Source organism: Luteimonas chenhongjianii, from assembly GCF_002327105.1.
GTDB lineage: Bacteria > Pseudomonadota > Gammaproteobacteria > Xanthomonadales > Xanthomonadaceae > Luteimonas > Luteimonas chenhongjianii.
The window spans coordinates 3,272,236-3,290,363 of sequence record NZ_CP023406.1 but is presented as its reverse complement, the minus strand read 5'-3'; the positions used below and the strand labels follow the sequence as shown (position 1 = coordinate 3,290,363).

Below are 18,128 nucleotides of genomic sequence, written 5' to 3'. Positions count from 1 at the left end.
CATGGACCGTGAACGCATCAAGGCGGATGACGCTGGTGGGTTTGTCCTTGTTCTGGTGCTCGTGATCCTCGTGATCCTGACGATCCTCGCCACGACGGTGGCGACGCTCGCTCAGGCCGCTCGCGACAACCAGCTGCAGCGACTGGACGAAGCGAGCGCATCGGTCGATATCGAGTCCACCCGTGCCACCGCGCTGTACTTGCTGCTGACCCAGCGAGTGACATTTGGCGGCCTTACCGTCGATGGGCAGATGGTGCTGAGCGAAGACGAACGTGCGATCGCAGGGCCGGGCGAGTCGCCTTTCAGCTATATGCCGGTGGGCAATGAGGTGGCGCTCGATGGAACCCCATACCGGGGAATAGGACGCGCGTTCTTCGCAATCCAGGACGACGCAGGCCGGCTGTCGGTCAACTGGGCGCCGCAGATCCTGCTTGAAAGATTCCTCGGAATCGGTTCGGCCGATCCCGTGCCTTACGTCACCCTGCGCAATCGGTTGCTCGATTACCAGGATCGCGACGAGCTCAAGCGGCTCAACAGCCTTGAGCGCAAAGATTATCTCGACGCCGGGCTGCCGCCTCCGACCAACCGCGTGATGCTGACCCCATTGGAACTCCGGCGGATTCCCGGTTGGCGGGAACGGTTGGATCCGGCTGACGAGCGGGTGTTGCGGGCGCTGTCGGTCCAGCGCCAGATACTCGTCAATGTCAACACCGCTCCAGCGGAGGTTGTGGCCACCCTGCCGGGGCTTGACGCGGCGACTGCGGCGCGCGTGGTCGACATCCGCCGCTCGCAGCCGTTCCTGAGCGTGTCCGCCTTCCAGCAGACGTCCGGTTCTACGCTGGCAGACGAGAATTACGTGGGCCTGTATCCTTCGGCGTCAGGCACGCTTGCCGTCTGGGTGCCAGGTCGCGGACCTGTCCGCACAACGCACTGGATGCTGACCCCCCGAGACGACGGGGGACAGCCGTGGCATGAAACCTATGAACTCTATGTTTCCGCAGCAGATGAGGAACCCGTCGGCATGGCTCGCACGCCAGCGACACCGCTTTTTGCCGAGCCGGTGGCTGATCGGCAGTGAAGGCGTCGGGCAGGTCCTCAGCCGTGGGCGTCAGGAAGAGTGGCTCGTCGGGCGCGAGCTGTGCGTTTTCACTTGTCTCGACCTGTCGGTGGTGCCGCTGGCAAAGCGGAAGAGCTTCGTCAGAACGACGGTCCGGCGGCTCACGCCGTTCCAGGACTGCGGCAGCCACTTCGAGTTCGCCGGCACAAAGGCCATGGTGTGGATGTGGGACCGGGCCTTCGTTGCCGAGACCGCGCGCTCCAGTGGTCAATTGAAGAAGGCGAGCCGCGTGGTGCCCGAAAGCCTTTTCCGGGGAACCCCGGTCGAAGGTCCGGCTGTCGAGCTGATCGCTGTTTCATCTGGATATGAAGGTCGTGCTTGGCGCGCAGGCGCGCTGGTTGCCTCGGAGTGGTGGCGGGACGCCCCGGAAGACCGCGAATGGGGCGAATTTGTCCGTGGCGCGGGCTTCGACATGTTTCCGTTGGTCAGCACCCACCCCGCGACGCTGTCTGAAACACCGTGGGGTGGCGGTGGTGCATCCCTGCAAGAGCTGGGCTCGCGTCTGCGGGCACCGGGCGTGTCCATCGCCACTGGCTTGGTTGCGTTGACGATCGCACTGCCGCTGGGGAGCGTCATCCGGCTGAAAGCGCAGGAAACCGCGATCGACCGGGCGATGACGTCTGTGGACGAGGGGCTTCAGGCGATCATGCAGGCGCGCGAGAGCGCAGAGCGCGATGCTGACCAGGTCAACCGTCTGCTCGCATTACGACCGCCCGCCAGCGTGACGAACACGTGGGCCGCAATGGTCGACGCGACGCCGACCGATAGCTGGCAGCTCCTGGAGTGGAGGTTGCTGGATACGCAGACGATGGAGGCCGTCATGCGCCTAGAACGTCCTGATCTGGAGCGCATCGTGGCGTCGTGGGAAGCGTCGGGCACCTTCGTCGATGTCACTGCAGAAATGGGGCGTGCGCCCGATGAGGTAACGCTGCGTGCAACACTGACGTCGCGTGGACAGCCGTGATGACGGCGATGACAAGGTGGATGGGCCCGATACGGAGCGAACTGCGCGCGAATCCGCGGCTCCGCGCTGGGGCGATCGCAATCATCGGGATTCTGGCCTTCTATGCATTGTTGTCCCTTTTTGATTGGCGTGCTGCAGTCGCAGAACGCTATGTAGACAAGCGTGACCAGTTGTGGCGGATGCAGGCGGTTGCGGGCGAGGATCATTGGCTAGGTCGAGCTGATGCAGCGGAGGCAGCCCGTAGCCGGCTTAATGCCGAGATACCGGTCGCAAAGACTGTCGGGCTGGCGCAAGCCGCTGTGCAGGCGCAGGCCAAAGCGCTTGCTGACTCCGCGGGCGCGAACATGCGCATCCAGCCCGAAGCGCCTGCACGCGTCGATGGATGGGAAGACCTCTATCGCGTGCCCGTGGTGTTGAGCGGGGGATTCGAGCCAGCTGCGCTGGTGCAGTTGGTCCGGCGGGTCGAGTCCGGGAGCAACCTGGTCGCAATCGAGTCAGTGACGTACATGAACCGCCAATCGAGGACCGCTGCGCTCACCCTGGTGTTTTTCTATCGGATTAGGCCGGATGATCAGACAGCTGGTTGATGGCGCGCGTGCGCGGCCTCTTGTATCGGCTGCTGCGCTCGGCGCTGGCCTCGGGTTTGCGATCGGACTCGCATTGCCGCCTCCCTCCGCGCAGGGGTGGACGCCAGGAGATGCCGCGTGGACTCTGCCACCGCCGGACAGTCTGAACCGGGTCGCGCCAGGTGCGTTCGAGAAGTTACGCACGGCAACGCCGTTCAGATCGCAGGGGGGATCAGATCGACGAGGTGCCCCCTCCTGGAAGCTTGCCGGTATCATGGCTGACCCTATGCCAGTTGCCTTGGTCGCCGGGGAGCAGGGCAAGATCGTACAGATCCCGCTTAACAGCCCGCTGCCGGACGGCGCGCTGCTGACGTCTGTCGAGATCGTTTCGATCAGGTACACGCGAGACGGTTGTGAGTTCAGCCGGAAACTATATGACGCGACGGAACACCGTGGTGCCTGCCTCGACGCAGGGCGTGCGGTCAAAGAGGAAGACGGTCGGAATGAATAACGCGTTGGTTCGAGCCTTGGTGGTGGTGCTGCTGCTGGGAGGTTGCGCGCGCCCGGTCAAGGTCGAGCTCCCCCAGCCCCTCTCGCGTGACCAGCGGGCCCTGGCAGATGATGGGGACAGCGCGCTTGTGGCTCACAGTGAAAGGCTTGAGAGCCTGCGACGGACTGGAACCCCGACCTCGAACTACGAACCGGCGGTGGCTGGCACGGGATCGGCCTTCGGGATTCCGCCGGTCAGGGGCGAGCCTTTGAGCGTCAACATCGAAGGGATGCCAGTTCCGGCCTTCATCAACGAATTCTTCGGGACGATCCTGGGGGTTGGCTTCCAGCTGGATCCTGCTGTGGCGAAGATGAGTGATTTGGTGACGCTGCGCACCCCGGGTCCGCTCCCTCCTTCCGACTTCTATCAGCTCGCTGTCCGCGTACTGCGGACCTACGGTGTCGAGGCCCGCTACGAGGGGGATCGGGTCCGGTTCCTGCTTGCGGGCAGGGGAGACGCTTTCGAGCCCCCCCTTGTGCTCAGCGGCCGTGCCGCTCCCGAAGTGCCGATCTCCCATCGCCCGATCTTCCAGCTGGTCGAGCTGAGCTCGGTGCGCAATGCGGACGTTACCAACTGGCTCAAGCTTGCTTTCCGTACCGATGGGCTCGAGATCCAGGATGATCTCAACCGGAACGCCGTTGTGTTGTTCGGCCGGCCTGAAATCGTCAGGCAGGCGGCTGCTGCGATCCGTGTGCTCGACCGTCCCTTCATGCGGGGGCGGGTGAGTACCCGCATTGAACCCGCGTTCGTTAGCGCCGAGGAACTTGCGGCGAAGCTGGTGGACGTGCTGCGCGCCGAGGGCTATGCCGCTGCAGTTCACGGAGGCGGGACGATGCCGACCGCGAGTTCGATCCTGGTAATGCCGATGGGGGCCGCTAACACGGTCCTCGTTTTTGCCGGCGAAGGCCACGTGCTCGAGCATGTCGTACAGTGGGCCCGGACGATTGATACGCCCAACCCGGTAGGGGGCGATCAGAGTCTCTTCTACTACACGGTGCGCAACACCAGTGCCCAGGACGTGGTTTCTACACTTAATGGTGTGCGTGGAACCTCCCGCTCGGGAATCCAGCCTTCGCGAAACTCGGTGAGCAGCGCCCAGGCCAACGCACGGTCCGGGGCGGACCTCGTCAGCGGTCAGCAGCCCGTCGCGGCGCCGGCGCCGTCGACAGAAGTGCCGAGCGAGCTGGGCGTATCATCAGGTCGATTGATCCTGGACGCTCCTCGAAACGCCATTATTTACCGCGGAGATGCGCAGGACTGGGCTCGGCTCCTCCCGCTGATCCGGCAGATGGATCGTGCGGCCCGTCAGGTCATGATCGAGGTCACTATTGCCGAGGTCTCCCTCGACAAGGACGAGCAGTTCGGCGTGAGCTGGCTGAGTAAGGTCGGACCGAGCGGCTACGACGGAACGATTACTTCAGGAACGCTGGGGGCCATAGAAGGGTTCTCCGGGCTTACGTATCTTCTTGACGTTGCAGGGCAGACCCGAGCCCGACTTCGGGCCTTTGCGGAAGACAGCCGGGTCACCGTGCTGTCGTCTCCTCGCCTGATGGTGAAAAGCGGTGAGCAGGCCAGCATTGATGTAGGCACCGAAATTCCCACTCTTTCGTCCCAAAGCGCCTCCAATCAGCAGACGGATGGCAATACCAATATCCTGCAGTCCATCCAATATCGGAAAACCGGCATCATTCTGGATATCAAGCCAATCGTCTACTCTGACGACAGGATCGATCTCGAGATCCGTCAGGAAGTCAGCGAAGCATTGCCCCTGGGGGCGAATTCCGCTGTCCAGTCGCCGTCCATTTTCAATCGCGCCGTATCCAGCAACCTTTCGCTGCGCGATGGGAGTTCGATTCTGATCGGTGGCCTGATGTCAAACCGCTCGACGGTCAGCAATGATGGGGTCCCTTATCTCAAGGATGTTCCAGTCCTGGGGAGTCTTTTCCGCAGCACGAGTCGCAATAACACCCGGACCGAGCTGGTGCTGATGATCGTGCCCTATATCGTCGAGTCCGACGGTCAGGCGGTCGAGCTGACCCGCTCGCTCGGCGAGAGACTGCAGTTCCTGGACTTGCCGTCCATGGGGACCGAGCCCCCCGTATCGGAGCCTTCGTACGAGCCGAGCTTGCGCCTGGGAGGCGATTGAGGGGCGGTACGCGGACGCGCGATGCATGTGTCGGCCTCGGTCAAGCGGCCGTGGTTGGGGACCTTGTGCGCCCGATGCTTGGCATACCCGAGTGATCTGTCGGGCGCGACTGAGTGCGTGGGCCCAGGGCCGCGGCTGCCTCAGCGGGCAACCCGCAGCGCAGCCGAAGACCGCGGCTCCCGGGAACTCCGTCAGCCGCGTCTAGTCGCAGAGTCGGATTCCGAAACGCCGATGCAGCGCTCGCACCTCGCCTGCGTATATCCACCTGAGCCACGGGCGGACGAGCCGCGCTGTTCGGTCCTGCTGCCAGTTTCCTGAAAAAATATCCACGAAAGGCGACTCCGGCGCGAATGGAGCAGCATTGAGGAAGCGGAACACCGCGTCGAGAGTTCGCTGGGGTTCTTGCCTCAGGTCCTCGTTGCGGAGCAGGAGAACCTGGTCGACCGGAAAGTACCGGAACAGGATGTCGAGTTGCCCGACGTAGCGGCCGCGGGCGATATAGCTGTGGTGTCGGAGGGGGGAGTCCGGAGAGAAGTCGTGCTCGTGTCCCTTGAGGCGCCATCGTTCAACGATCAGGGCGAACGGAAGGGCCAAGTGCTCATTGCCTCGCTCGCGTTCCATGAAATAGTGCGAGATCGCGCGCAGCGAGGGATCCCGCAGGATCAGGATCCACTTCATTGCAGGGTTGTAGCGCGCAATCCTCTGGATGAAAACGGGATGGAGCATCGAGATCGGTGTCGCGTCGCCATGCAGGGTGCGTCGCCCGCTGCAGAAGCCATCGTCAAAATGGGTAGCAAAGGTTTCATCGATCGCCTCTGGCATCGCGTCGTCGTCGAAGCTCTCCGCATCGAAGACGTGCGCTTCTTTCTGGCGAGGCAGCCTGATATCCGGATGCATGGACATGAGATGCGCAAGTGCAGTCGTGCCCCCTTTTTGTGTTCCGCCCAGCATGAAGCTTAGGGATGGCGCGCTCCGGACAGATTTCAAGAGACAGCTCCCGCCAGGAGCTGGGCGGCAAGTGCATGGATTTCATCGTCGGCGTACCAGGCTGTCCAACTCGCACGGTCATGCGATTTCGGGCGCGTCAGGCCGTCCACGAGGCGTGTGATATCCGACTCCGCATAGACTGGGCTGGCGTTGCGCACTCGCAGATCTAGGCGTGGAGGCGCCATCAGATCGGCCGCAGCCCACAGACTGCGACCATGTGAGGCGACGATATCCTCGTAGCGCAGGATCGACTCCGCGGCGAGATAGTCGCTAATGCGCGAGAAGAACCATTCGAGGATGATGAATTGCCGCTCCAGGCGCCCGGGCGTCTCTTCCAGCAGGCCATGCAGGCAAGGGTCAAGTCGCTCGCCTGCGGGAAGGCGCCCTCTTGTCACCGGAAGGTCCACCGAGTTCCATGAAGCGAGTACGGCGAGCGGGTTGCGAACGATGGCGAGAGTTGGCCATCGCGCCGCAAGATCCGGCAGCAGCGCGATAAACATCGCATTGTGCTTGATCACCAGATTGAAGTTTTCGCGCTGGCGGCCGACCAGAATCGGACCACGTTCGGTCCTGTCGAGCCGCAGCATGCCCGGTTCTCGGGCTTGATCGAAAGGATTATCCGGCACGACCCCGCCGCGGTGTTTGCTGATACCGATGCCTTCGCGCGTCAATCGCTCGCGCATATCTGCGTAGAACGTATCGATCACTCCGATGGCCTGCTCGACGTCGGCAGGGACCCTTGCTACATCCATCGGTTCGAAAAGCGACACCGTATTCTCGCAACCTCCGAGCAGTTGGCACGCTAGCGTCGTGCCTCCCCTCGGAACACCGGTGAGGGCGATGTTGCGCGGCTTCATATCGAGCTCCAGAGCGAATCGATGTCCTCGAGCAGACGATGGAATGCGCTGCGCTCGTTGCGCTGGGTGAATGCCCCCGACGTTCGCACGCCATTGGTCCTCAGAGATTCGCGCTGGTGCGGGTCATTCAGCAGTTCACCTATGGCGAGGAGGATGGACATAGCGTCGAGCGGTGGCATCAATACATTCGTCCCATCACGGGCGTAGGCCCGGTTGCCGATGCAATCGGGAACGACCACTGCGCATCCCAGTGCCATGGCCTCCAGTGCCGGCAGGTAAAAGCCTTCGGCGGGATGAGGGAGAAGAACTGCGATGTCCGCCTCGGCTAGCCGAGCTAGGTAGTCGGTGCGGGGAATGCGCTGGGTGAGCAGCGAGACACTGGGCGTTCCCGCCAACCCGTTGGCTATCGCCCGACCCAAGGCCGGCTGCTTTATCGCATCGATGAAGATCGAAGCGGTTTGCTTCTTCCGGTCGGTCACGGCTGAGTCTATGTCGAGCGCTGCTTCGATAACATAAACGGGGCCGCGAACGCAGCGCGTCGAAGCGATCGCGTCGGCTACTGCTTGACTCACACAGATCCGGATGGCCGGCCGGTTCAAGTACTGGCGAAGCGGATGTCCTGTTGTCGCGTGGCGAACGTGCTGGACCAGGTTGATGACCGGTTTACCCGGGATGTCGCAAGGATAGGTCGCCCAGTCCATTCCAGCTATGAAGAGGGCAGCCGCCTCCTGGGGCTGGTAACTCGGCGCGAGGTGTTCCCGTAGAGCCAGCCATGGATTCTGCTCGCAGACACTTGTTGCCGTGAGGTGGATGACGGCGCGCCAGTCGGGATGCGCGCAAGCGTGACGGAAATAGTCATAAACTTTTCCGTGGCCGCCCGTGTATTCCAGGAACTCGCGGTGAAACAGCAATTGTTTAATCATTGGTCGATACGGATATCCATCGGAACCGGGTACAGGCCAGTGAATAGCGCTCGGCTGTCATCGATTACCTCGAATGATAACGCGCCCTCCTGGCGCGCGAGCACCGTTGTCTGTGACAGCGATGGCGCATCTACCACTCGTGTGCGCAAGCGATAGACACCCTGCTGAAATGCGGCATCCAAGGAGATTCTTATGTCCGAGTTATGCCCGTCAGCCAATGCGACCGGAAGCGGAATCCGTCTTCCGCAAAGCTGCAGTCCTTTTCCATCCATTATATCGACTATGATCGCCGGGTGACTTATGTCCGTGCGTAGAGCGACCTTCAGACTGATTTCAAGCTTGGCGTTGAATCCAACCGTGGCGTGGCGGGCGCCGTTGATAGTGCCGTCGATTACACGGGCATCTTCCAGTCCGTAGCCGTCGTCAAACCGGTCGACACGGGAGCCGGCGATTTTCCTCCGTTCTGCGAGCGCCGTTCGATGGGTGCGATACAGATACTCGGTGATAATCTCGTCAGGCAGGCCTCGCAAGACGATTTCCCCGCGCTCGAGTAGCATTGCCTCGTGGCAGAACGCCTTGACAGCATTCAGGTCATGGCCTACGAACAGCAGGGTGGTGCCTCTCGCGAGGATCTCGTCGATACGGGCCATCGCCTTGGCCTGGAATGCGGCGTCGCCCACGGCGAGCGCCTCGTCGACTATTAGAATATCCGGCTCGGTGTGGACCTGTACGGCGAATGCGAGGCGCAGCGCCATGCCTGAACTGTAGGTCTTTACCGGTTCGTCGATATAATCTCCGATGTCGGCGAACGCGACGATATCATCGAACACGCGGTCGATTTCCGCCCGTGTCAGGCCGAGAATTGCAGCGTTGATGCGAATGTTCTCGCGTCCGGTCAGTTCGAAATTGAATCCCGAGCCCAACTCGAGGAGGGCGGCAATACGTCCCCTAATTTCTACACGGCCTGTGCTTGGCGCCATCACCCCCGCAATGATCTGCAGCAAAGTGCTTTTTCCGCTTCCGTTCAGCCCTATGATGCCGAGGGCGCGGCCGTGGGAGAGCTCGAAAGTGATGTTCTGTAGGGCGATGTGGGTGTGGAGGCGTCGCTCGGCGGAATCCTGGATGGCCTGTGCCAAGCGCGGAGCGAGTCTTCGACACGACCGGGCCAACCGCACCAGCAGGGGATAAAAAAGCCGTGCGCCAGGCGAGGGCCACAAGCGATAGGTCTTGCCCACGTCCATGACGCGGATGGCGGGCGGGGCGGTGGTAGGCAAGGTGTGCATCTGTGTAATGATCACCGATCAGCTCGTTCTGGTCACCCGGGCGAATTCGGTCCGACGAGCTTACAATGGCGTTCCCGCCGCGCTTCTGTCTGCTGGGACCTGACCGCTGGAACGTAAGCATGTCGCAACCCACGAGCTGGACCCTGCCGATCCGGCAACGGTCGCTGATTGGAATTCTGACTTGGCGAGAAATCGCAACTCGCTACCGAGGCGCCCTTCTGGGGGTGTCGTGGGCGATCGTCACGCCTTTGCTGATGCTGGCCGTGTTCACGCTGGTGTTCGGCGTGGTGCTGCAGTCCCGTTGGCCACAGGCCGAGGACCAGGGTGTGGGGATGTTCGCCTTGCAGTTGCTCGCGGGCTTGCTCCTGCACGGCATTTTGGCTGAGTCTTTCGGACGCGCACCTGCGTTGGTCGTGCAGCAGACCAACTACGTTACAAAAGTTGTTTTTCCACTCGAAGCGCTCGCTTGGGTGGCTGCGCTCTCTGCGGCGTTTCACGGGGTGTTGGGGCTGGCGCTTCTGTGGCTGATCAATGGCGTATGGGGAACCGGATTTTCCTTGACGCAGCTTGCGTTGCCGCTTGTCGTTGCGCCTTATCTAGTGCTTCTTGTTGGTTTGACATTGCTCTTCGCGGCCTTGGGCGTGTATCTGCGCGACCTCCAGCAGGTCGTCGGATCTCTTGTCATGGTATGCATGTTTCTCGGGCCGGTCCTCTTCCCCCGTTCGAACATGCCACAGGGGCTGCGCGACTGGCTATTGCTTAATCCGTTGACGGTTCCGGTGGAGCAGTTCCGTCAGGTTATGTTTCACGAGACTTGGCCTGACTGGACTCTCCTGGCCAGCTACACGTTTGCTGCCCTGCTTATCTATGCGGTCGGCGCCGCTGTGTTCGGGCTGCTGAAGCGAGGTTTTGCGGATGTGCTCTAAATGGCTATGGAGAGCGGCATCGACGGCAGGACGCTTCTGGTTCAATCGCTTGTTGGAAATCGACCCGAAGGGAGCGTTCGACCCTTGACTGAGTTAGTGAATCGGCCGTCGGACCCGGTGGGTCGTGTGGCCATACTTGTGCTCGGGATGCACAGGAGCGGAACCTCTGCCGTCAGCGGTGCACTCGGGATCGCGGGTGCGGCACTCGGCGATGACCTGATGGCACCGGGAGAGGATAATCCCAAGGGCTTCTTCGAGCACGCGGGCGTGGTTGCAATCCACGAGGCGTTGCTGGACTCGCTGGGCCGCTCCTGGAACGACCCTCGCCCACTTCCTTCCGGTTGGCTGGAGACCCGGGCGGCAAGCGAAGCAGCTTCGGCGCTCGAGAAGCTTCTGCGCGCTGAATTTGGTGACGCCCCGCTATGGGCAGTCAAAGATCCGCGCCTCTGCCGACTGCTTCCCTTGTGGTGGCCAATTCTTGATCGTCTCGAAGTGAGTCCCGCATCGCTGTTCGTCCTGCGCGACCCGCGCGAGGTCGCCGCGTCCCTGAGCAAGCGAAATGCGTGGCCCGAGGGCCTATCGAAGCTGCTTTGGATCGAGCACCTGCTGGATGCGGAGCACGCCACGCGAGGTAAGCGGCGCGCCGTAATCACATACACCGAGCTGCTGGACGACCCGCCTGCGGCGATTACGCGAGCCCTCGCCGAGCTTGGGGTGGCGCATGACTTCGCTCTCGATGCGCCGAGTCGAGCTCGCTTGGCAGGATTCGTTTCGAGTGAGCACCGGCATCATGCCGTTGGAGACGGGAGCATCATGGGTTGGGAACTGCCGTGCGCCATGTTCGATGTGGCGAGCCAGGCAGATGACGATTCCCTCGCGCGGCTAGCTCCCTTCGGCGAGCGCTTCGAAGAGGCGCGGCGACTGTTCGCTGACGCACTGGAGGGTTTCGCGCATCAGGTGGAACAGTCGCGGAACGATCAGCAGGCGCTCTTGGGCCGGATCGAGGCTTCGGAAAGGGAGGTAGTCGAGCGTGGCGAGCTTATCGTCTCGCTCGACCGACAGCTGGCTGCACGCAAGGCCAGCTACGACGCTTTGCAGAGTGCACTGGATGAGCGGACGCGCTGGGCACGGAGTCTCGAGGAGACGCGTCGCATGCTGGATGTCAGGCTCGGTGAGCTTGGCCGTGATCTGGAAGTCCGCACTCGTTGGGCCCGCTCTCTGGACGTCGAGTTGGGCGCTGTCCGCGAACGATACGAACATCTGCAAATAGAGTTCGATGAGCGCACCGCGTGGGCGCTTGGGCTGGATGACGAGCGCGGACACCTCCTGGCAGAAGTGCAGCAGCTGCAAGGCGATCAGAAGAAGGCGATATCCCGCGTCCAAGAGCTGGACAGGGATTTGGAAGCGCGCACCCTTTGGGCGCGCTCACTCGATGCTGAGCTGGCAGATCTCAGGCGGCAATACGGGCAGCTGCAGATCGAGTTCGACGAGCGCACAGCGTGGGCGCTTGGACTGGACGGCGAACGCGCTCGCCTCGTTGCTGAAGTACAACATTTGCAGGACGAACAGGAACAGACGATGCGCTGGGTCGAAGAGCTGGATCGTGAGCGGCGGGGTTTGGCCTCGCGCCTGACGGAGTTGGAGGCCGAGTTCGAGGACCGGACTAGATGGGCGCTCGATCTGCAGGCATCCAGTCGTGCGCTGCAGGAACGGGTCGATATACTTGCGCGAGAAAGTGCACAGCAGGCCGAGTCCACGCGCCAGTGGGAGCTGGCACTTTCTCAGGCGCTTTCATCTGGTGGCGAACAGACTCCCGGAGTGGGTCAGCTCGATGCATCTGCGCTCATTGAGGCAGTCCGCCAACTCTCGCAGACGACCGCCCAGTCAAAACAGAGGTTGGCATTGCTGGAGCGGGAGCATGGAGAAACGCGTGCGGTGCTGGATACGGTGCTTCACTCACGGTCCTGGCGCCTTACGCGCCCATTGCGTACAGCGACGCGCGCGTTGCGGGGCGACTGGGTCGGTATTTTGGAGGGCGCGCGTGGGACTTGGCTGGCACGCACCCCGCTGCTGGCACCATTGCGCGTTCCAGCCCGCAGGTATCTGCTGCGAAAGCGCGAGCAGGCCCGCGTCGTCGCCAGGGGCACGCCGCCTTTGGACGTATCAGCGGCAGTGGCGGTCGATTCACTGCGCTTTGCGCCGCATCCGGAGCCGCGGGTAAGCATAATCATTCCGACATATGGCAATCTCGCCGTGACGACGGCCTGCTTGCGCTCGATCGCGGAGCACGTTCCTCTGGTGAGCTACGAAATCATCGTGGCGGAGGACGCATCTGGAGACACGGATATCCAGCGCCTCGCCAATGTGCCCGGTCTTCGTTATCTTGAGAATCCAGAGAACCTCGGTTTCCTGCGCTCGTGCAACCGGGCCGCGGCCCTGTCGCGAGGGGAGTTCGTGTATTTTCTGAATAACGATACCGAAGTGACGGCCGGTTGGCTCGATGCGTTGGTCTCGGTTTTTGAGCGAGACGACGCGGGTCTGGTGGGCTCGAAGCTTGTCTACCCGGATGGACGCCTACAGGAGGCGGGTGGCATCGTGTGGAATGACGGAAGCGCGTGGAACTTTGGTCGCCTCGATGATCCGCGGAAGCCGGAGTACGGTTACCTGAAGGAGGTCGACTACGTCTCGGGGGCGTCCATAATGTTGCGCCGTAGCGTTTTCGATCGGCTCGGCGGATTCGACACGCTGTATGCGCCGGCTTATTACGAAGACACCGATATCGCCTTCCGGGTGCGTGAGAGCGGTCTGAAGGTTTATCTCCAGCCCGAATCAGTTGTCGTGCACCACGAAGGCGTTTCGAGTGGCGTCGATGAGACGACGGGTGTGAAGGCATACCAGGCCATTAACCGGGAGAAATTCTTGGCGCGCTGGTTGCCGCTGCTCGCCGAGCGACACTTTGCGAACGGACAGAACGTCGTGTTGGCCCGTGATCGATCGAAAGGCAGGCCCCGTGTGCTGGTGGTTGACCACTATGTACCTCAGCCTGACCGCGACGCCGGCTCGCGCGCGACGTGGCACGTCATACAGCTGCTGGTGGGCAAGGGCTATCATGTGACTTTCTGGCCCGAGAATCTGCACCGTGATTCCGATTACACGCCGGCGTTGCAGCAGCTTGGCGTGGAGGTTCTCTACGGAGACGCCCATTGGGGGCAGTTCGAAGCCTGGATAGAAGCGCATGGCCGGCTCCTGGATGCCGCCGTGCTGAATCGCCCCCACGTTTCGGTGAACTTCATCGATGGTCTGCGGCGACACAGCAGCGCCCGTGTCGTCTATTACGGACATGACGTACATCATCTGAGGATGCTTGAGCAGCTCAAGCTGGGTGCGAATGAGGCCCTCGAGAAGGAGGCGGAGAGGTTTCGACGTCTAGAGCATTCACTCTGGATTGAAGCGGACGCGATCCTCTACCCCTCGGACGATGAGACCCGCCACGTGGCCGAGTGGCTACGCAAGAAAGAACTTGAGGCGAAGGCAATGACCGTCCCGCTGTATGCATACGAGATGGACGAGGCCGAGCCGGTGCCCGGTCCCGAGCACCGCTCGGGCATTCTGTTCGTGGCCGGATTCGCCCACCCTCCCAATGTCGACGCGGCGCGGTGGTTCGTAGGCGAAGTTCTACCCCTGATCCGGGCACAAATGCCCACGGTCACGCTCACGTTGGTCGGGTCGAATCCTCATCCCGATGTCTTGGCGCTTGTGGGCCCGGGAGTCGAGGTCACAGGTTATGTGACCGATGCTCGTCTGGCCCGGTATTACGACGCCCAACGTGTCGCCGTCGCGCCCTTGCGTTTCGGCGGCGGTGTCAAGGGCAAGGTGCTGGAGAGCCTGCGTTTCGGACTGCCTTGCGTTACCACTTCCACCGGCATGCAAGGGCTCAGCGGCGCGGCGGGCTTCATGCGTGGCGAAGATACCGCCGAGACAATGGCCGCAGCAGTGGTGACGCTGCTGCGGGACGACCTCCTCTGGCGTGACGTTTCGCTGCGCTCTCAGTCCTTCATCCGCCGTTTCTATTCGAAGGATGCAGTCTGGCAGACCCTGTCCGCTGCATTGTCAGGTGACGCCTCGAATCCTCCCTGAGACCGTACGTCCACCGCCCGAAGAATGACCGAAGCCCGAGGAACATGATGTCTGTTACTGTGCCCGCTCGATCGACGCCCCCGGGCCTTCGTGACCGTTTTTCACGGAGTTACGAGGCGCTGCTTTGCTTGACCCTCGCGCTTGCGTCGTTGCTGGTTTTTGCCTGCGGGAAGATCGGCGTATTTCCCGGAATTGACGGGCCAATCGCATTCGACGGCAATTACTACACGCTCATCGGGGAGCGCGGCTATTCGTTCAGTGGCCGTATCGAAGAGCAGAACACCACCGCCTTTCTCCCGCTCATGGGGTTCGCCATTCAAGGGGCGCGCTTCGTTATTCCGGGTCACTTCCCATTGGCCGAAGTCGCAGCGCTTGGCTTCGTCATTCTGTTGCTGACGTTGCTTGGCATCCATCGTTTGACGTTCTTGCTCTCCGGCAGCTATCCGGCTGCTGGAGTCGCAATTGCGTTATGGGCGCTGTCGCCAGTCGCGTTCTACAATTTTGTGGGATATGCAGATCCTTTGTACGCGCTGCTGACAGTGTGGACTCTGTTGCTCGCAGTCAAAGAGCGATACTGGGGCGCATGCATGCTTGCGGGTCTGGCGATGCTTACCCGGCCTCAGGCCGTGGTTCTGGTCATATTCGTTATAGGTATGCTGATGCTGCAACGACGGGCCGAGTGGCGGTCGTTATTGTCCAGCGCGGTCCCTGGGCAGACGGCATTGACACTGCTGCCAATGCTTCTGTTTTCGACCTACTGCGCGATCGCATTCGGCGATTCCGCCGTTTACGTCAACTCTTTGGAGGCCTGGCGGAACGGAAGCTTTCTTGACGGGAATCTGCCTGTCTGGAAGGCGGTGCCGTATTTTGTGAAGACAGCTTCCGAGGGGGCGAACGCGCTGAGCGTGTGGACGATCTTTCTGGCGTCCACCACTCTTTGCATGGTGTTCGGGCTTCTGCTCTTCGCTTTGAATGCTTCGCGGACGATTGCGATGTTCTACGTGGCCACCCTGCTTTTCTTTGCAGCGACCATCTCTTTCGACGCTATCAACTTCGCCCGCCACATGCTTTTTCTTGTGCCATGGGTGATGTTGGCTGCGATCGCGCATGTGCGTGCCGATCCAGGTCGCTGGATTCGGCTTCCGGTGCTCGTGGCTTGGATCGGTTTCTCGGTTTCTGTCAATCTGGTCGCGGTAGGGCGGTATTACAGGGGGGAGTGGGTGTCGTGAACCGTCGAAACAGCCTTGTCGTGGCCAACGTGATTCTCATCATTGGGGTTTTGTCGTGGGGACTTTCCCTGTTAGGGATGGCGCGAAGCAAAGCGGACTATGTGACGGATCGTGTCGGAGAAACACCACTGTCGTGTACGTGGATGGCGCTCGGGGCGCCCGGGGTAGCAAGTCTCGGGCTCAGCCACGAACCGAACCACTCATGGAGTGACCGGAAGACGGCATACCTCGCATTCCGGGCTCCCCCGTTGCCGCAAGGTGGAAGTGTGGAGCTGGAGTTGATCGCTTTGCTCGGCAAGCGAATGGATATCGTCGTTCGCGGCGAAAGCGGCCAGGCGCGCGCACAGGCGGGCGGCGTACATCGGGTTGCCTTGGCGCCAGCGAGTGGGCCGACAGTTCGTATCATCGAGCTTCGCAGTCGCACGATGCAACCGCCAGCGGCTGGTGGGGACAGCCGTTGGCTCGGAGCTGCAATCAGTCGATTCCGGACCTGCCCGGCGGGCGCGGGTTGAGCGACCGCCCACCATACAGCGCGGCAGAAGTAGTGTCAGGGGCCACAGTTCAGCGGAGCGAAGGACGCTCGCGCTAGGACCTGCTGGTTTCCGGCATCGAGCAGAGAAAGCGTCGCGCCGGCAGGCAGGCGCGCGTCGATGCCTACGGTCTCCTCATCACCCGCATGCTCGGCCAAGAGCGTACGTGGGTATCCCGGGGCGTCGCTCCAGAGCTGGACCTTGCCGTGCACCGTTCCGGCACTGAAGCGGACCTTGGACAGAGGCATGCCGGTTGTGTCGTCGCACCCCTCCAAACCCGGTACCGCTTGCATTGTGATACCCAGCACGCCGGGCAGTGAGGCGCTCGGCACATCATCCTGTTCGGCGTTTGACCCGACCTCTGGTGATACAAGAGCAGGAACGCTCTCCGCTGACGGGTAGAGCCTGTTCCGCATCTGGAAGGCGGGTGAGAAGACATTGAGCTGGTGCTGTGCAAGCAATCCCATCAGATGCTCGCGCCGCTCCACCGGGTACTCGCATACAGCCAGGATGTCGGGGCACTGTTCGACGTTCGACGGATCCTCAAGCAATCGCTGCATCACGAGCGAGGCGTTCTGCCAGTAAGGGGTAAGATAGCGCGGTAGATTCCAGCTCTGCCGTGCTACGAGGACCTGCGCAACCATCAGGAGCAGGGTGATACCGATTATGCCCGCTGTCTCGATACCGCCTAAGGGGCGTCGCGCTGTGGCCTCGTTTTTTGCCAAGAGTCCGAGCCGATACACGAACATGATCGCGATTGCGACTAGTCCGGTCTGGTAGAAAATCACATAGCGAGGCTGGTGCAGATATTCCCAGCCGAAGGTAGGCACTCGTCCCACGACGATGCCGGCGGTGAGTGCGTAGGAAACCAGCATGAGAAAGACCGCAATGGCCAAGCTGGTGTTGCGATGGCCTTGCCTTACCGCGCATGCCGCGGCCCCCCAGAAATACATGTGCAACAGGACGACAAACGCGGCCACGGCGAATAGCGCCGAGCCCGTCGATTCGGGGAAAAACCGCTGCAAGTGCTCTACATGGATCAGGCTGTCGGAGAAAGGGGCGGCACCACCACGAAATGCGCTGACGGACACCAGAGCGTCCAACAACGCACCTGGAGGGACTGCTGAGCCCTCGAGCCCCCGGCTAGAAATGAGATAGAGCACCAGCCGCGCCAAAAGCAAGCCGCCCAGCCCCGCCGCTCCGGCCAGGAGCTTGTTCCGACGGGATGCAGGCGAGAATAGCCCTATCGCGATGACCGACGCCACGAAGACGATGATTGCGACCTCATCGATCAAGAGGCCCTGCAGTAGCGCAACGGGGGCGAGCCACGCGGGATGCGGACTCTCCGTCAGACGGATGCTAGCCAAGAAGTAGAGCATGGCAACGAGCAGCGTCAGGTAGATGAGCGTCACAAGTGACCACGTGAACACGTTCGTGCTGTTGATGGATAGCCCCAGCACGAATACCAGCGCAAGAACTACGGGCGTCGATACGTGGATCGAGCGGTCGCGACGTTGCGTCGTCCAGACGGCCAGTGCAACCACGCTGCACCAGGCAATGCCGAGGGCGGTGCCGATCAGGCCCTCGATCCGGTAATCCATGTCGAAATAACGTGTATGGAACAGCAGGATCATTTTCTGAAGTGGCTGCGCATGATCGCTGCCTCCACGTTGGACGAACAGATCCCAGAACCTCAACGTACCATCGAGATATTTTGAAACGAAGACATCGAGAAAGTACCAGGCATCCGCCTGCATCAGCGGGCCCGTTGCAGCACTGCTGTAAGTCCAGGCGTTCAGAACGGCAATCGTCGCTACCACCGTGCCGATCCACAGCCAGGCGCGCGCCACGGTTGAAGTATCCAACCATGCGCGCCACCCGGTGGCCGTGCCGGCCTGAAAGGAGTGATCCAT

The 18,128-nt window shown here is 61.7% G+C and carries 12 protein-coding genes; 7 read left to right on the top strand and 5 right to left on the bottom strand.

Going from position 1 to position 18,128, the window contains the following annotated elements; genetic code table 11:
* The first annotated feature begins 1 nt into the window (after position 1).
* The 4 genes from CNR27_RS14805 (at position 2) to CNR27_RS14790 (ending at position 5,343) form a co-directional block, all read left to right on the top strand.
* Positions 2–1,078 (top strand): type II secretion system protein GspK, encoded by a 1,077-nt coding sequence (locus tag CNR27_RS14805; protein ID WP_096300001.1) that lies wholly within the window; start codon positions 2–4, stop codon positions 1,076–1,078.
* Positions 1,005–2,081 carry a hypothetical protein gene (locus tag CNR27_RS14800; RefSeq protein WP_179948198.1) on the top strand — a complete coding sequence of 359 codons (1,077 nt, stop codon included), beginning with the start codon at positions 1,005–1,007 and terminating at the stop codon, positions 2,079–2,081. The genes CNR27_RS14805 and CNR27_RS14800 overlap by 74 nt, the downstream gene beginning before the upstream one ends.
* Positions 2,081–2,668, top strand: coding sequence for a hypothetical protein (locus tag CNR27_RS14795; protein ID WP_096299997.1), 588 nt, complete (start codon positions 2,081–2,083; stop codon positions 2,666–2,668). The genes CNR27_RS14800 and CNR27_RS14795 overlap by 1 nt, the downstream gene beginning before the upstream one ends.
* Before the next feature lie 482 nt (positions 2,669–3,150).
* A complete protein-coding gene (locus CNR27_RS14790; RefSeq protein ID WP_179948197.1) occupies positions 3,151–5,343 on the top strand; it encodes a secretin N-terminal domain-containing protein in 2,193 nt (730 codons plus the stop codon).
* 201 nt (positions 5,344–5,544) lie between these two features.
* Here the strand turns inward: CNR27_RS14790 and CNR27_RS14785 are convergent, their stop codons facing one another.
* From CNR27_RS14785 to CNR27_RS15395, 4 genes are read right to left on the bottom strand one after another with little or no spacing between them, the layout of a single operon-like run.
* On the bottom strand, positions 5,545–6,294 hold the full coding sequence (locus CNR27_RS14785) for a sulfotransferase domain-containing protein (protein ID WP_096299993.1): 750 nt from the start codon (positions 6,292–6,294) through the stop codon (positions 5,545–5,547).
* 32 nt (positions 6,295–6,326) lie between these two features.
* A complete protein-coding gene (locus tag CNR27_RS14780; protein WP_157745534.1) occupies positions 6,327–7,187 on the bottom strand; it encodes a hypothetical protein in 861 nt (286 codons plus the stop codon).
* Positions 7,184–8,110 carry a glycosyltransferase gene (locus tag CNR27_RS14775; RefSeq protein ID WP_096299989.1) on the bottom strand — a complete coding sequence of 309 codons (927 nt, stop codon included), beginning with the start codon at positions 8,108–8,110 and terminating at the stop codon, positions 7,184–7,186. Before CNR27_RS14775 ends, CNR27_RS14780 begins: the two co-directional genes overlap by 4 nt.
* Complete coding sequence (locus CNR27_RS15395; protein ID WP_222843109.1) at positions 8,107–9,246, bottom strand: ABC transporter ATP-binding protein; 1,140 nt, start codon at positions 9,244–9,246, stop codon at positions 8,107–8,109. Before CNR27_RS15395 ends, CNR27_RS14775 begins: the two co-directional genes overlap by 4 nt.
* A gap of 266 nt (positions 9,247–9,512) precedes the next feature.
* On the opposite strand from CNR27_RS15395, the gene CNR27_RS14765 reads away from it, so the two are divergent.
* The 3 genes from CNR27_RS14765 (at position 9,513) to CNR27_RS14755 (ending at position 15,685) form a co-directional block, all read left to right on the top strand.
* The gene (locus CNR27_RS14765; protein ID WP_157745529.1) at positions 9,513–10,319 is read left to right on the top strand and encodes an ABC transporter permease; all 807 of its coding nucleotides are present in this window, start codon (positions 9,513–9,515) and stop codon (positions 10,317–10,319) included.
* A 219-nt stretch (positions 10,320–10,538) separates the two neighbouring features.
* Entirely contained in the window at positions 10,539–14,456 is a 3,918-nt protein-coding gene (locus CNR27_RS14760) for a glycosyltransferase (RefSeq protein ID WP_245815664.1), read from the top strand.
* 128 nt (positions 14,457–14,584) lie between these two features.
* A complete protein-coding gene (locus tag CNR27_RS14755; RefSeq protein ID WP_096299985.1) occupies positions 14,585–15,685 on the top strand; it encodes a hypothetical protein in 1,101 nt (366 codons plus the stop codon).
* Positions 15,686–16,232: 547 nt separating this feature from the next.
* Here CNR27_RS14755 and CNR27_RS14750 read toward each other — a convergent pair.
* A complete protein-coding gene (locus CNR27_RS14750; protein ID WP_096299983.1) occupies positions 16,233–18,128 on the bottom strand; it encodes a hypothetical protein in 1,896 nt (631 codons plus the stop codon).